The sequence below is a fragment of the Candidatus Accumulibacter contiguus genome (assembly GCF_012940005.1).
Classification (GTDB): Bacteria; Pseudomonadota; Gammaproteobacteria; order Burkholderiales; family Rhodocyclaceae; genus Accumulibacter; species Accumulibacter contiguus.
In genome coordinates this window covers 90,077-104,310 of sequence record NZ_SPMX01000006.1, presented here as the reverse complement: position 1 = coordinate 104,310, position 14,234 = coordinate 90,077, and the positions used below count along the sequence as shown (strand labels likewise).

Sequence of the window (14,234 nt, the reverse complement as noted above, 5' to 3'; positions counted from 1 at the left end):
GTTGGCAATATATACATTGTTGGCGGCGTATTGGGGAATGGCTTTATTGGCGTCAACTTTCTACCATGTGCGTCCTTGTACAATTTCCGGTATTCAGGACATTCCTGATCTTTGTGGAGCGCGAACGACATGACTGACCTTTCCATTGCCAAGAAGCTTCTGCCCTACAAGCCCAAGCACAAGGTGCGCTTTGTCACGGCTGCCTCCTTGTTCGACGGGCATGACGCATCAATCAACATCATGCGGCGAATTCTGCAGTCGACGGGCGCCGAGGTCATCCATCTAGGCCACAACCGTTCCGTACAGGAGATTGTAAATGCGGCACTGCAGGAGGATGTGCAGGGAATTGCCATCACCTCCTACCAGGGGGGGCACGTCGAATTCTTCAAGTACATGATCGATCTGTTGAAGGCCGGTGGCGGCGAAAATATCAAAGTTTTCGGTGGCGGCGGCGGGGTCATCGTTCCGGGCGAGATCGACGAACTGCACGCCTACGGCGTGACGCGTGTCTACTCACCGCAGGACGGCCAGTCGATGGGCTTGCAGGGAATGATCAACGAGCTGATGGCGACGTCCGACGTCGACATTGCTGCGCTGGCCCCGCAGGAACCGGACGAAGTGCTCGCCGCGCTGAAGGCCGGGAACCGCCGCAAACTGGCGCAGATCATCAGTGCACTGGAAAATGGCGCCTATCCAGAAGCGCTGCGCAAGAAAATCCTGCACGCCGCGGCCGGACTCAAGGTGCCGGTGCTCGGCATCACCGGTACCGGCGGTGCCGGCAAGTCCTCGCTGACCGACGAACTGGTGCGTCGCTTCCGGCTCGATCAGGGCGACACCATCAAGCTGGCGATCGTTTCCATCGATCCCTCGCGCAAGCGCACGGGGGGTGCGCTGCTCGGTGACCGCATCCGCATGAACGCCATCGAACACCCGAACATCTACATGCGCTCGCTGGCGACGCGCGAAACAGGCTCCGAGGTATCTGCCGCACTGCCCGAGGTGATCGCTGCCTGCAAGCTGGCTGGCTTTGATTTCGTGATCGTCGAGACCTCAGGCATCGGGCAGGGCAACGCTGCGATCGTGCCCCTGGTCGATGTCTCGCTCTATGTGATGACCCCCGAGTTCGGTGCCGCTTCGCAACTCGAGAAGATCGACATGCTCGACTTCGCCGATTTCGTGGCCATCAACAAATTTGACCGCAAGGGTGCCGAGGATGCTCTGCGCGATGTGCGCAAGCAATATCAGCGCAACCACGAGGCTTTCAGCCAGAGCCCGGACGAAATGCCGGTATTTGGCACGATGGCGGCACGCTTCAACGACGACGGGGTGACCTCTCTCTATCAGGCGATCGCGTCCAAATTGCACGCGCTTGGCCTGAAGTTGAAAAAGGGCAGGCTGCCGCTGGTCAGCGTTCGTCAATCGTCGAACCAGCGCGCCATCGTTCCTGCGCAACGCGTGCGCTACCTGGCCGAAATTGCCGAAGCCGTTCGCAGTTACCATCGCCATACCGCAGAACAGGCAGAGATCGCTCGCCAGCGACAGTCCCTGAAAACCGCCAGAGACCTGTTTGAAAGCTGTGGCAAGCCTGCAGGCGACTTTGCTGAATTGATCTCCTGGAAAGACGGGCAACTCGACGCACGGGCGAGGAAACTGCTCGACATGTGGCCCAAGACCGTCGAACTCTACGCGCAGGACGAATACGTGGTCAAGATTCGCGACAAGGAGATCCGTACCCGCCTCACCAACACCTCGCTCTCGGGAACGCGCATTCGCAAGGTATCCCTGCCGGCCAGCAAGGATGACGGCGAGGTGCTGCGTTTCCTGATGAAGGAGAATGTCCCGGGTTCCTTCCCCTTTACCGCCGGTGTCTTTGCATTCAAGCGCGAGAACGAGGATCCGACGCGCATGTTTGCCGGCGAAGGCGACGCCTTCCGTACCAACCGTCGCTTCAAGAAGGTTTCGGAAGGCATGCCCGCGAAGCGGCTTTCGACCGCTTTCGATTCGGTCACCCTTTACGGATGTGATCCCGATGCCCGGCCGGATATCTACGGCAAGGTCGGAAACTCCGGCGTGTCGATCGCCACGCTCGACGACATGAAAGTCCTGTTTGATGGTTTCGAACTGTGCGCACCGACCACCTCGGTGTCGCTGACCATCAACGGTCCGGCGCCGATCATCCTGTCCATGTTCTTCAACGCCGCGATCGACCAGCAGGTCGACAAGTTCCGCGTCGATAACGACCGCGACCCGACCGAAGACGAGATGCAGAAGATTCGTGTCTGGGTGCTGGCCAATGTCCGAGGTACCGTCCAGGCCGACATCCTGAAGGAGGACCAGGGTCAGAATACCTGCATCTTTTCGACCGAATTCGCGCTCAAGATGATGGGCGACATCCAGGAGTTCTTCGTCCATCAGCAGATCGGCAACTTCTATTCGGTGTCGATTTCCGGTTATCACATTGCCGAAGCCGGCGCCAATCCGATCTCACAGTTGGCTTTCACGCTGGCCAATGGCTTTACCTATGTCGAGACCTATCTGGCACGCGGCATGCATATCGACGATTTTGCGCCGAATCTGTCGTTTTTTCTTCAGCAACGGCATGGACCCCGAGTATTCGGTCATTGGTCGTGTCGCCCGCCGCATCTGGGCCGTGGCGATGAAAAACAAGTACGGTGGCAACGAGCGCAGCCAGAAACTGAAATACCACATCCAGACTTCCGGTCGCTCACTGCACGCCCAGGAGATGGCATTCAACGACATTCGCACCACGCTGCAGGCGCTGATTGCCATTTACGACAACTGTAATTCGCTGCACACCAACGCCTACGACGAAGCGATCACCACGCCGACCGAAGAATCGGTTCGCCGTGCCATGGCCATCCAGCTGATCATCAACCGCGAGTGGGGGCTGGCGATGAACGAGAACCCGAATCAGGGCTCTTTCATCATCGAAGAGCTGACTGATCTGGTTGAAGAGGCGGTATTGAAGGAGTTCGAAGCCATCTCCGGGCGTGGTGGCGTCCTCGGGGCCATGGAAACCGGATATCAGCGCGGCAAGATCCAGGAGGAATCCCTCTACTACGAGCACAAGAAACACGATGGTTCATTTCCGATCGTCGGCGTCAATACTTTCCGTAACCCGAAGGGCGACACACAGATCGAAATCGAACTCGCACGTTCGACGGAAGACGAAAAGCAGTCGCAATTGACTCGCCTGCAGGACTTCCAGTTACGCAACGCGGCGGCTTCTGGTGCGATGCTCGAACGCCTGAAACAGTCCGTCATCGACAACGACAATGTCTTTGCAGTCCTGATGGATGCGGTTCGCGTCTGCTCGCTCGGTCAGATTACCGGCGCGCTCTATGAGGTGGGCGGACAGTACCGTCGCAGCATGTAGGTGGCATGTGGTGATTTCCAGGGAAGAAACAACGCGAATTTGCCTCGTCCGGCATGGCGAGACGACCTGGAACGTCGACAAACGGATTCAGGGGCAGATCGACATCGGCCTGAATGCGGCTGGTCTGTCACAGGCGGAAGCAGCAGCAGTCTGGCTGGCTGGCGAGCCGGTGACAGCGCTGTACAGCAGTGACCTGCTACGCACTCGCCAGACCGCCGAGCGCCTCGCTGCCCGCCTGAAGTTGCGCCCAAGCTTGCGGTCGGAGTTCCGTGAGCGGCGCTATGGCATTTTTGAAGGATTGACCTACGATGAATCGCGTGCCAGGTACCCGGCCGAGTACCTGGCGTTTGAAAGACGCGAGCCGGATTTCGTCATTCCGCAGGGCGGTGAGAGTCTGCAGCAACTCTACGAACGGGTTCGTGCCGGCCTGCAGCGGATTGCCATCGACCATCGAGGCCAGACGGTCATCGTCGTCACCCATGGCGGCGTGCTCGACATCGTCAACCGCCTGGTTCGGGGTCACCCTTTGAGCAATCCGCGTGACTTTCTGATTCCCAACGCCGGGATCAACTGGGTGAGCGTCCGTGACGGCTGCTGGAGTCTGGAAACCTGGGGAGAGACCGGGCATCTGGTCATGGTGGGGCTTGACGAAATGCCGTAGCGATGGGCCTTCTCGGCCTTGGCTTACTGAGCGAGGTGCCAGACACCGTTGAAACCGTCACCGGTCTTGTCGCCAGGCTTCTGATCTTTGGCCCAGAAGTACAGTGGCTTGCTCTTGTAGGCCCACTGTTTGCTGCCGTCGTCACGGGTGATGACGCTCCAGTTACCGCTTGCCTGGTCGCCTTCGGCAGCCATCAGGGGTGGCCAGTTGGCTGCACATGGGCCATTGCAGGCGCTCTTGCCTGCGCTGTCCTTGTCGAAGACATAAAGGGTCATGCCATTGTTGCCGACCAGCATCCCTCCCTCATTGCGGGCAGGAGCGACCGTTTCGGCAGTTGCGACGGTGGCGAACAGGGCTGAGGCGAGGACAAGGGTGCGAATCGAGAAGGGCAGAGCGTTCACAGAAAGATCCTTTTGTGGTGGCTGGAGTTGATGATCTGCCGGATTGGGCGTGGTCTTCCGCGCAGGCAACGCAAGCTCAACCGGTGATGTATTTTGCCATTTGCTGGATGATGAACTGTTGTTCGCAGATCGTTTCCTTGACCACATCGCCGATGGAAACAATCCCGAGAACCTTGCCCTCGTCGTCGAGAACCGGCAGGTGGCGGATGTGTTTGTCCGTCATGATCGCCATGCACTCGTCGACCGTCCGGTCGGGGGTCACATAAAGCACCTTGTCCGTCATGATTGCGCGCACCGGAGTGTCTTTCGACGCCTTGCCGAAGAGGATCACCTTGCGGGCATAATCACGCTCGGAGAAGATCCCGACGAGTTGCTCCCCATCGAGCACGAGGAGCGCGCCAACATTGGCATCGGACATCACCTGCAGCGCATAGAAAACTGGATCGTCCGGCGAGACGCTCATCAGAGGTCCGCTTTTGTCGGCGAGGATTTGCCTGAGAGTCTTCATGAAGCGTCCTTTCGGGTCTTGGAGTCACAGCATGGTAGAGGGTCAGCCGCTCCTTGCCAAGGGGGTACGCGGAACGTCTGGCGACAGGAGGGCGCGTGCGGCTCTAGCGTAGACCTGCTGCGTACTCGGCGATTGCATCGATCTGGTGATCGGAGAGTTTGCCGGCAATCACCCGCATCACCTTTTCCGAATCGTTGGCTCGCTCGTGGCTGCGGAAGATTTTCAACTGATTGGCGGTGTACTCTGCGTATTGCCCTGCCAGCCGCGGATATTGCGCCGGCAGACCAGCGCCGGCCGGACCGTGGCAACCGGCACAGGCCGGGATGCCTTTCTCGAAGTCCCCCCCGCGCCATAGCGTCTTGCCTTCGGCCAACAGTTTTTCTTCCTTGGCCACCGAAGGTTTCATCTTTTGCTGCGAGAAGTACACTGACAAGCTCTTCATGTCTTCGTCTGACAGCGCCGCAACCATGCCGCCCATGATCGCGTTATTGCGTACCGCCGGTTTCCCGTCGACCGCCTTGAAATTGCTCAATTGCTTGTAGAGATACTCGGGAATCTGGCCGGCGAGGATCGGATTGGCCGCTGCCGGGCTGTTGCCATCGGCTCCGTGACAGGCAACACAAACGCCTTCGGCGATTTCTTTGGCTTTTGCCAGATCAACTTTGGCTTTTGCCTGTTCTGTTGCGAAGGCGGGGAAACTGGCGGCCAGGAGAACCGCAAGTGCCGTTGTACGAATCATGTCCAAACTCCCATTGACAACAATGACTGATCTGAGGCCGGAGAAGCGATGCAATAAAGCTGATATTCTATATCAGTTTGCTGCTCGGGCGCGCACCCGCGTCATTCCATACACTCATCCTGGGTTCATTCATGTCTCTCTTCCAGCGGGCGGTCTTTCACACGACAATTGCCCATCTGCGTGATCTGCCGGTCGACTCGCAATGCGAAGTCGCATTCGCAGGACGCTCGAATTCCGGCAAGTCGTCGGCGATCAACACTCTGGCCAATCATGCGCGGCTGGCTTTTGTCTCCAAAACACCGGGACGAACGCAGCATCTGAACTATTTTCGGATCGCCGACGGCAAATACTTCGTCGACCTGCCTGGCTATGGTTTCGCCAAGGCACCCGAGGAAATTCGTTCGCAGTGGGAGGGCTTGCTGGCCCCCTATCTGCGGCACCGCGAAGCGCTGTCTGGTCTGGTCCTGATCATGGATAGTCGCCACCCGCTGACCGAACTGGACCTGCAGATGCTGGGCTGGTTTGCACCAACCGGCAAACCCATCCATGTGTTGCTCTCCAAGGCCGACAAACTTTCTCGTCAGCAGCAGGCGCTCGCATATCGCGAGGTGCAGAAGGTGCTGAACGAGATTGGCGGCAACTGCACACTGCAACTTTTTTTCGAGCTTGAACAAGTCGGGAGTGATGGAGGCGGAGGCGATTCTCGGCTGCTGGCTTGATCTGGAGAGCAAGCCGGAGCCACCGCCACCGACTGGTCTGGCCACCGAGAAAGTGGCCCGCCCGAAGAAGCGCAGTGCCATCGGCTGGGGTGCCCGAAATGCCGGCAAGCGTTGAAAGAAAAACCCCCGGCAAGGGGGGGCCGGGGGCAAGGTATGCCTTACATCAATAAGGCACCCCGCTCAGGGAGGTGAAGCGGGAGATGGCATGGCCATCTACGCAATGAGAACGAATTCCATCGCCGTCAGTTCCCCCACAGTGTACTTTTTTCATCAATTATATTTATCTGGCCATAGCGAACTCTATACTCCATGGATTACCAAGCAAACTTTCCTGCCGCGCGTATGCGGCGCATGCGCCGAGACGATTTCTCGCGCCGTCTGATGCGTGAATCGCGGCTGACTGTAGACGACCTGATTTACCCGGTGTTTGTGCTCGAAGGCCAGCAGCGCGTTGAGCAGATCCCTTCGATGCCGGGAATAGAGCGGCAGAGTCTGGATCGGCTGTTGAAAACAGCCGAGCAGGCGCTTGCACTGGGTATCCCGGCTCTGGCCTTGTTTCCGGTGATCGAACCGATCTACAAGACAGCGGGTGCCGAAGAAGCATGTAACCCCGATGGTCTGGTGCCGCGGGTAGTCACGGCGCTGAAGAAGGAGTTCCCTGAGCTTGGCGTGATCACCGATGTTGCCCTCGATCCCTATACCAGCCATGGACAGGACGGTCTGATCGACGTGGACGACCCCCTGGGCTACGTGCTGAATGACGAAACGCTCGTGCTTCTGGCCAGACAGGCGCTGGTGCATGCGCAGGCGGGTGCCGACATCGTTGCGCCTTCCGACATGATGGACGGTCGCGTCGGCCGCATTCGCAGCGAGCTTGACGCCGCCCGACAGATTCACACCCGCATCCTGGCCTACTCGGCCAAGTACGCATCGAGTTTCTACGGCCCTTTCCGCGATGCCGTCGGTTCGGCCGGCAATCTGGGCAAGAGCAACAAGTATAGCTACCAGATGGATCCCGCGAATAGCGACGAATCCCTGCGTGAAGTGGCCATGGACCTCGGTGAAGGGGCCGACATGGTGATGGTCAAACCGGGGATGCCTTACCTCGATATCGTCCGTCGTGTCAAAGAGAAGTTCCAGGTGCCAACGTACGTCTATCAGGTCAGTGGCGAGTATGCAATGCTCAAGGCCGCAGGGCAGCATGGCTGGCTGGACGAGCGGGCCTGTGTTCTTGAGAGTCTGCTGGCCTGCAAGCGGGCGGGTGCTGACGGTATTCTGAGTTACTTTGCGCTCTCTGCCGCAGCCTGGCTCAAGGAATCTGCTTGAAGCTGGGCTGCGAGTGCGCACGCCAAAAGCCGCGTTGCGCCGGGTTTTCGACAAAACGGTAGAAGAGTGCGCCGGCGGAGATGCTTGCCAGCCAGGCGATGAACATTCCTGTCAGATTGACCCAGGGGTCGGCCGCGGCGAAGCGCGCGAAGATGCCGTTGATCAGCAGGCAAATCGGGAAATGGACGAGAAAGACCGAGTAGGAAATCTGTCCGAGGTAAGCAATCAGGCGTGACCTGGGCCAGTCATCGAGAAACCCGTAGATGCGTGCCAGGCCGATCGTCAGCGCTACCAGCAGCGCCACCGCAAGGCGAGGACGGTAGTCGAGCAGCAGCGCGGTGACCACCAGACCGACCATCGGCAGCAGCCAGCCAAGCGTCTGTCTGCGGTGGGTTGCCCAGTAGGTCACTATTCCCAGAGCATAAGCCGCAAAGAAGTAGATCCCCCAGATGTCCCAATCTCCATCGCGGTTGAAGTAGTACAGTGAGGCCAGAGCCAGGGTGACTACCAGTAAGGCGCTGACGGTGGGCACGCCAGTATCGCCGCGAGCCAGGGTGGGTGCCAGCCACAGCATGCCGACCAGGAGCATGAACAGCTGGAAGTCGATGGCGATGTACCAGAGGCCGGCCGACAGGCCCTCGTAGCCCAGGATGCTTTGCAACAGCAGCGCGTGCGCGACAACCTGCGGCAGCGTCGGCCGGCCGGGAATGGAGTCATGTACCATCAGTTCGCGCGCGATGGCCGCACAGGCGATGCCGATCAGCACGGCAGCGAGGTAGGGCGTGACGAGTTTCAGGTAGCGTCTCTGCACCAGCACGAGCGGATGGGGTGTCAGCAACACCCCGGTGGGTGCGAGACTCCGCGCGGCCAGGAAACCACCAATCACCAGGAAGACCTGGACGGCCATACGCGCATCCTGGCTCAACCAGTGGATCAAGTCGGGTGCCAGCAGGTAGGCGTGATCGGACATCGGCCCGTAAAACGCCAGGTGATGCAGAACGATCAGCTGAAAGGACAGCGCTTTCAGCGCGTCGATGAATGCCAGTCGCGAGGATTTGCCTGGCGCGCGTGCTTCAGCCATTGAGGAAGCTCCTTTCATACTCGTCGAACGGCATCGGCCGGCCACGCAGATAGCCCTGCATTTCGTCGCAACCTTCGCGGGTCAGGAATTCCTGTTGCGCCTCGTTCTCGACGCCCTCGGCAATCACCGTCAATTGCAGGCTGTGGGCAAGCGCAATCACCGCGCGCACGATGGCGCAGTCCTCGGCGTCGCCGGGCAGCCCGCGCACAAAACTCTGATCGACCTTGAGCTTGTTGAGTGGCAAACGCTTCAGGTAAGCGAGCGAAGAGTAACCCGTGCCGAAATCGTCGATAACCAGGCTGATGCCCATGGTCCGCAGTTTGTCAAGCGCCTGGGCACTGTTCTCGGCATGGCTCATGATGGCACTCTCGGTGATTTCGAGTTCGAGGAACTGTGCCGGTAGTTGCGAGGTATCCAGGGTGTTGTGTGCGGTCTCCTGGATTCGGCCACGTACGAATTCGACTCCGGAAACGTTGACCGACAGCACCCCCGGCTGGCGGCCCGCGGCACACCATGCGGCCCACTGACAGCAGGCGGTCTTTTGAACCCAGGCTCCGATGGGGACAATCAGTCCGGATTCCTCGGCCAGTTTGATGAATTCTCCCGGCATCACCAGTCCGTGCTCAGGGCGCAACCAGCGTACCAGCGCCTCGGCGCCGAGTGTCCTGCCCGTTTTCAGGGAAAACTGGGGTTGCAGGTAGACCCGCAACTCGTCGCGCTCAATGGCTCGTCGCAGGTCGGTCTCCATTTGCAGACGCGCCAGCGAGGACTGCGTCAGTTCCTTGGTGAAAAACTCGTAGGCGTTGCGGCCACGCTCCTTGGCGCGGTACATTGCGACATCGGCATTCTTCATTAGCGTATCGGCGTCCGCGCCGTCATCCGGGAAGAGGCTGATGCCGATGCTGGCGCCCACGTAGAATTCCTGTTCTACGGTCACTGGCGAATCCTGCAGGGCGTTGAGGATTTTCTCTGCGATGTGCGAGACGGCGGTCGGATCGAAGATGTCCTCGATGATGATCAGAAATTCGTCACCACCGAGTCGGCCAACGGTATCCGCTTCACGCATCAGTCTGCTCAGGCGCCACGCCACCTCACAGAGGACGCGATCGCCGACCTGGTGGCCGAGAGTGTCGTTGATGTTCTTGAAACGATCGAGGTCGATGAACAGGACCGCCAGTCCGTTCTCGTCGCGGTGGGCACGCTGCAAGGCCTTGTGCAATCGGTCACCAAGCAGCAAGCGATTGGGCAGACCGGTCAGCGGATCGTGATGTGCCTGGTGATCGAGTTGATCATGAGCTTGCCGCAGCTCGGTGATGTCGGAGAACACGCCGACATAGTGCGTGAGTTGTCCATCGGGGTCATGGACGGCGCTGATCGTCAGCGATTCCAGGAAAGTCTGGCCGTCCTTGCGCCGGTTCCAGAGTTCGCCCCGCCAGCGCCCGCAACGGCCGAGAACCTGCCACATTTCCCGGTAAAAGGCTGCGTCCTGTAGTCCGGACTGCAGGATGCGCGGGTTACGCCCGATCACTTCATCCTCGCGGTAACCGGTGATCTCGGTGAAGGCGCGGTTCACGGCAATGATTTGGCCATCCGGAGCGGTGATGGTGATGCCTTCGGCGCTGCTGTCGAAGACCGTCGCGGCTTGTTGCAGGCGCGCCTCCATGCGCTTCCGATCGGTGATGTCGAGCATCACGCCGACCAGACCGCCGTTGGCTTCGCCTGGTTTGCCATAGGTGGCTTTGTGAAAGACCACGTCACGCATGCTGCCGTCAGCGTGCCGGACTTTGGTTTCGTACACCTGCGAACCCGCGTGCCGGAACAATTCGTCGTCGGCAGCCTGGTAGCGATCAGCCAGTTCGCGGGGGGCAAGGTCGTAGACGGTGGCGCCGATCACCTCGCTGCGTGACTTGCCCATGACCTCGAGAAAGGCCTGATTGCATCCGAGATACAGCCCTTGCCGGTTCTTGTAGAAGACCGGACCGGGAATCGCCTCGATCAACTGGCGCATGAAATGAAGCTGTTGCGACAACTCGAGGGTACGTTCGGCCACCCGCTGCTCGAGTTCGAGATGACTTTGCCGTAGCGCTTGCTCTGCAGCCCGGTGTGCCGTCACATCCTCGAAGGTCCAGATCCAGGTTTCGCCCTCCTGATGGTCGCCAATGGTACGACCAATCGCATGCACCCAGATCGGTGTGCCGTCACGCCGGCAATAGAGGATTTCGCCGTCAAAGGTTCCCGTCACTGCGCCATTCCCATAGACCAGGCGTCCGACCTCTTCCCAGGCCTCCTGGCTGGCGAACAGGATGCGCGTCGAGTGTCCCCGCAGGCCCCCCGGCGGGTAGCCGAAAATCTCCTCGCAACGGCGATTGCAGCGCAGGAAGATGCGTTCGCGCTGGTAGGAAATTCCGATCATCGCATTGTCAAAGATCAGCTGCTGTTCCCAGAGGCTTTCCACCAGGGCCTCTTCAGCCGCTCGACGCGCGGTGACGTCCTCGAACAGCCAGACATGACCCTTGTCCGGGTGGACCGGATCAATCAGGCTGCCGGTTACCTGGCACCAGATCGGGGTCCCATCGATCTTGCGGTACTCGATCTCGCCGACGAACTTTCCGGTTTCATTAATCCTCTTGTGAGCACGTTCGCCAGCTTCGCTCCACGAGGCTTCGCTGGCGAAGCAGATGCGCGTGGACTGACCAAGCATTTGCCCCTGCGGATAGCCAAAGATTCTCTCGAAGCTCGGGTTGCAACGCTGGATGATGCGATCGCGCAGGAAAACGATGCCAATCGGCGCACGTTCGAAAATCAGTGTCTGTTCACGCAGCAGCGCGTTCATGACGCGGTTCGCCTGGCGCTTTTCGGTGACATCTTCGTACAGCCAGACATACCCTTCGTCCGGGTTCGCCGGGTTGATCATGCTGCCGGTGATGTGACACCACAGCGTTGTGCCATCGCGTCGATGGAAGAGCGTGTCGCCATGGTAGATGCCGGTTTCGGCAATCGCCGCATAGGCCTGGCGGCCGGTTGCAAGCCAGGCCTCTTCACTCGGGTAGTAGATGCGGGTCGATTGGCCGATCAACTCGTCCGGCGCGTAACCCAGGATCTCGGTAAAGCGCCGATTACAGCGCTGAATGACGCGATCGCGGAGGATCACGATGCCGGTCTCGGCATTCTGGAAAATGAGTTGCTGCTCGCGCAGCAGGCGAGCGTTGGCCTCGCGGGCGTGGACTTCCTGCGTGATGTCGCGGACGATCCAGACCGTGGCCTGACCGGGTTCTGCAGGGTCGATGGCGCGGGCGATCAGTTGCGCGATGAAAGTGCTGCCGTCGCGGCGTGTCAGTTGAGTTTCGAGATTCACCACCTGCCCGCTTCCCAACTGCGAACGTGCTTGCCGACGCAGGGCATCGCAGGCTTCGCTGCTCGGGTAGAAGACGAGAGCCGGCTGGCCCACCAGGGTTCCGGCCGGCCAACTGAACAGCTCCTCGGCTCGCTGGTTGCAGCGGTAGACGCGACGCTGGCGCGTGCATACCACCGCGATCCCCGAATGGTCGAGGATGGCCTTGTATTCAAGAAGCTGTTGTTGTGTTGACGCGGATTCTCTCAAGAAGGGGATTCCAAGGAGGGGCCAGGAACAAAGTCTACAGGACTGATGGATTGATCGGTATCAAAGTAGACTACTTCTGTCTACAATAGCTCCCCGATCGACAAGTGTTGTAAACCACGCGGCAGATCGAGAATGGAAACCAGCCGCAGGTCGACAAAGGAGGGCTGGCGTGTGCTGCCACACACCCATACGGTTTGCATTCCCAGTCGTTTGGCCGTCTGCAGATTGGCCAGGGTGTCTTCGACCATGATGCAGCGATGGGCGGGCAGGCGCTCGCTGCGTAGCAGGTGGCGGAAGCCGCCAATTGCCGGTTTGGGTTGGAAGCGGATACGCTCGATGGAATAGACCGCATCGAAGCAGGCGTCGATACCGGCGAGTTCGAGGACGGCCTCGCTGTAATGAAGCGGCGCGTTGGAGAAGACGATCTTGCGTCCCGGCAGGCGCAGCAGCATGGCCCGCAGTCCGCGCTCCAGAACCAGCATGTGCTTGAGGTCGGGGAACTGGTGCGTGTGCCACAGGAAATGCTGCGGATCGGTGCCGTGATGACGCATCAGGCCGAGCAGTGTGGCGCCGTAGCGCTGCCAGTAGTCCTGCCGGATGCGCGTCGCTGCCTGTTCGTCAACGCCAAGGTGATCACGGATATAAGCGACCATCGCACGGTTGAGGTGCGGGAAGATATGCGGGCTGGCGTCGTGCAGCGTGTTGTCGAGGTCGAACAGCCAGACTGGTGACGCCGCCTTCAGAACCATCCTCCGATCAATGTGACTTGATCATCGTGCCGACGCCATGATCGGTCAGGATTTCCAGCAACAGCGCATGCTCGACGCGACCATCGATGACATGGACACTCTTGACGCCGCTGCGAGCCGCGTCGAGGGCTGCGCCGATCTTCGGCAGCATGCCTCCGGACAAGGTTCCATCGGTGACCATGTCGTCGATCTGTTTCGGCGTCATGCCGGTGATCAGCGTGCCCGTCTCGTCGAGGACGCCGGGCGTATTGGTCAGCAGGACCAGCTTCTCTGCCTTGAGGATTTCGGCGATCTTTCCGGCCACGACATCGGCGTTGATATTGTAGGTCTCACCGCCCTTGCCGACACCGATCGGTGCCACCACCGGGATAAAGCCGCCGGCCTCCAGATGGCCGATCAGGGATGGGTCGATCTGCGTGATGTCTCCGACCTGGCCAACGTCGATCAGGTCCTCGTTGTTATCCTGGTTTGCCAACAGCAGCTTCTTGGCGCGAATGAAACTGCCGTCCTTGCCGGTCAGGCCCACCGCCTTGCCACCAGCCTGATTGATCAGGTTGACAACGTCCTTGTTGACCTGGCCGCCGAGCACCATCTCGACGATTTCCATGGTTTCGGCATCGGTGACGCGCATTCCCTGGACGAAGCGGCCTTTCTTGCCGACGCGTTTGAGCAGATTCTCGATCTGCGGACCACCGCCGTGCACCACCACGACGTTCATGCCGACGAGCTTGAGCAGCACCACGTCGCGCGCGAAACACTGCTTGAGGTGGTCATCGGTCATCGCATTGCCGCCATACTTGACGACGATGGTCTTGCCGTGGAAACGTTTGATGTAGGGAAGTGCCTCGGCGAGAATGGCAGCTTCGTTGGCGGGGGTGATCGAACGATCGCTCATGGCGCGAATCCTGATAATGACCAGCGGATTTTACCCGGCGCTGCCGGAAACGCCAAGGCAAGAGAAAATGATGTAAGCCACAATGCCATGACCGTACTCCTTAGCCCCGACCCATCGCCTGCCTGCGGGCGAGGGGAGCGACGTGAGTCTCTCCCCG

General features: G+C 59.6%; 9 protein-coding genes and 2 pseudogenes. 4 read left to right on the top strand and 7 right to left on the bottom strand.

Annotated features, from left to right (window positions below):
* Window positions 1-129: 129 nt before the first annotated feature.
* Together icmF and E4Q08_RS02370 are read left to right on the top strand one after the other, a co-directional pair.
* Window positions 130-3,397 (top strand): annotated as a pseudogene (icmF, locus tag E4Q08_RS02375) (fused isobutyryl-CoA mutase/GTPase IcmF).
* A gap of 10 nt (window positions 3,398-3,407) precedes the next feature.
* Window positions 3,408-4,058, top strand: coding sequence for a histidine phosphatase family protein (locus tag E4Q08_RS02370; RefSeq protein ID WP_308240035.1), 651 nt, complete (start codon window positions 3,408-3,410; stop codon window positions 4,056-4,058).
* 23 nt (window positions 4,059-4,081) lie between these two features.
* Here the strand turns inward: E4Q08_RS02370 and E4Q08_RS02365 are convergent, their stop codons facing one another.
* From E4Q08_RS02365 to E4Q08_RS02355, 3 genes are all read right to left on the bottom strand, one after another.
* Complete coding sequence (locus tag E4Q08_RS02365) at window positions 4,082-4,459, bottom strand: COG4315 family predicted lipoprotein (RefSeq protein WP_034909870.1); 378 nt, start codon at window positions 4,457-4,459, stop codon at window positions 4,082-4,084.
* A 76-nt stretch (window positions 4,460-4,535) separates the two neighbouring features.
* Entirely contained in the window at window positions 4,536-4,967 is a 432-nt protein-coding gene (locus tag E4Q08_RS02360; RefSeq protein ID WP_034909872.1) for a CBS domain-containing protein, read from the bottom strand.
* A gap of 103 nt (window positions 4,968-5,070) precedes the next feature.
* Entirely contained in the window at window positions 5,071-5,706 is a 636-nt protein-coding gene (locus E4Q08_RS02355; protein WP_034909874.1) for a c-type cytochrome, read from the bottom strand.
* Window positions 5,707-5,837: 131 nt separating this feature from the next.
* Here E4Q08_RS02355 and yihA point away from each other — a divergent pair.
* Both yihA and hemB read left to right on the top strand, forming a co-directional pair.
* Window positions 5,838-6,540, top strand: a pseudogene (gene yihA / locus E4Q08_RS02350) (ribosome biogenesis GTP-binding protein YihA/YsxC).
* A 194-nt stretch (window positions 6,541-6,734) separates the two neighbouring features.
* Window positions 6,735-7,751: a porphobilinogen synthase gene (hemB, locus tag E4Q08_RS02345; protein WP_034912414.1), complete on the top strand. Its 1,017-nt coding sequence runs from the start codon at window positions 6,735-6,737 to the stop codon at window positions 7,749-7,751.
* On the opposite strand, the gene E4Q08_RS02340 is transcribed toward hemB, so the two are convergent.
* The 4 genes from E4Q08_RS02340 to argB form a co-directional block, all read right to left on the bottom strand.
* Window positions 7,735-8,832 (bottom strand): acyltransferase family protein, encoded by a 1,098-nt coding sequence (locus tag E4Q08_RS02340; protein WP_169069184.1) that lies wholly within the window; start codon window positions 8,830-8,832, stop codon window positions 7,735-7,737. The genes hemB and E4Q08_RS02340 overlap by 17 nt on opposite strands.
* Window positions 8,825-12,433 (bottom strand): bifunctional diguanylate cyclase/phosphodiesterase, encoded by a 3,609-nt coding sequence (locus E4Q08_RS02335; RefSeq protein ID WP_169069183.1) that lies wholly within the window; start codon window positions 12,431-12,433, stop codon window positions 8,825-8,827. The genes E4Q08_RS02340 and E4Q08_RS02335 overlap by 8 nt, the downstream gene beginning before the upstream one ends.
* A gap of 80 nt (window positions 12,434-12,513) precedes the next feature.
* Window positions 12,514-13,182, bottom strand: coding sequence for a pyrimidine 5'-nucleotidase (locus E4Q08_RS02330; protein ID WP_169069182.1), 669 nt, complete (start codon window positions 13,180-13,182; stop codon window positions 12,514-12,516).
* 7 nt (window positions 13,183-13,189) lie between these two features.
* Window positions 13,190-14,077 (bottom strand): acetylglutamate kinase, encoded by an 888-nt coding sequence (gene argB / locus E4Q08_RS02325; protein WP_034912408.1) that lies wholly within the window; start codon window positions 14,075-14,077, stop codon window positions 13,190-13,192.
* Between the last annotated feature and the right edge of the window lie 157 nt (window positions 14,078-14,234).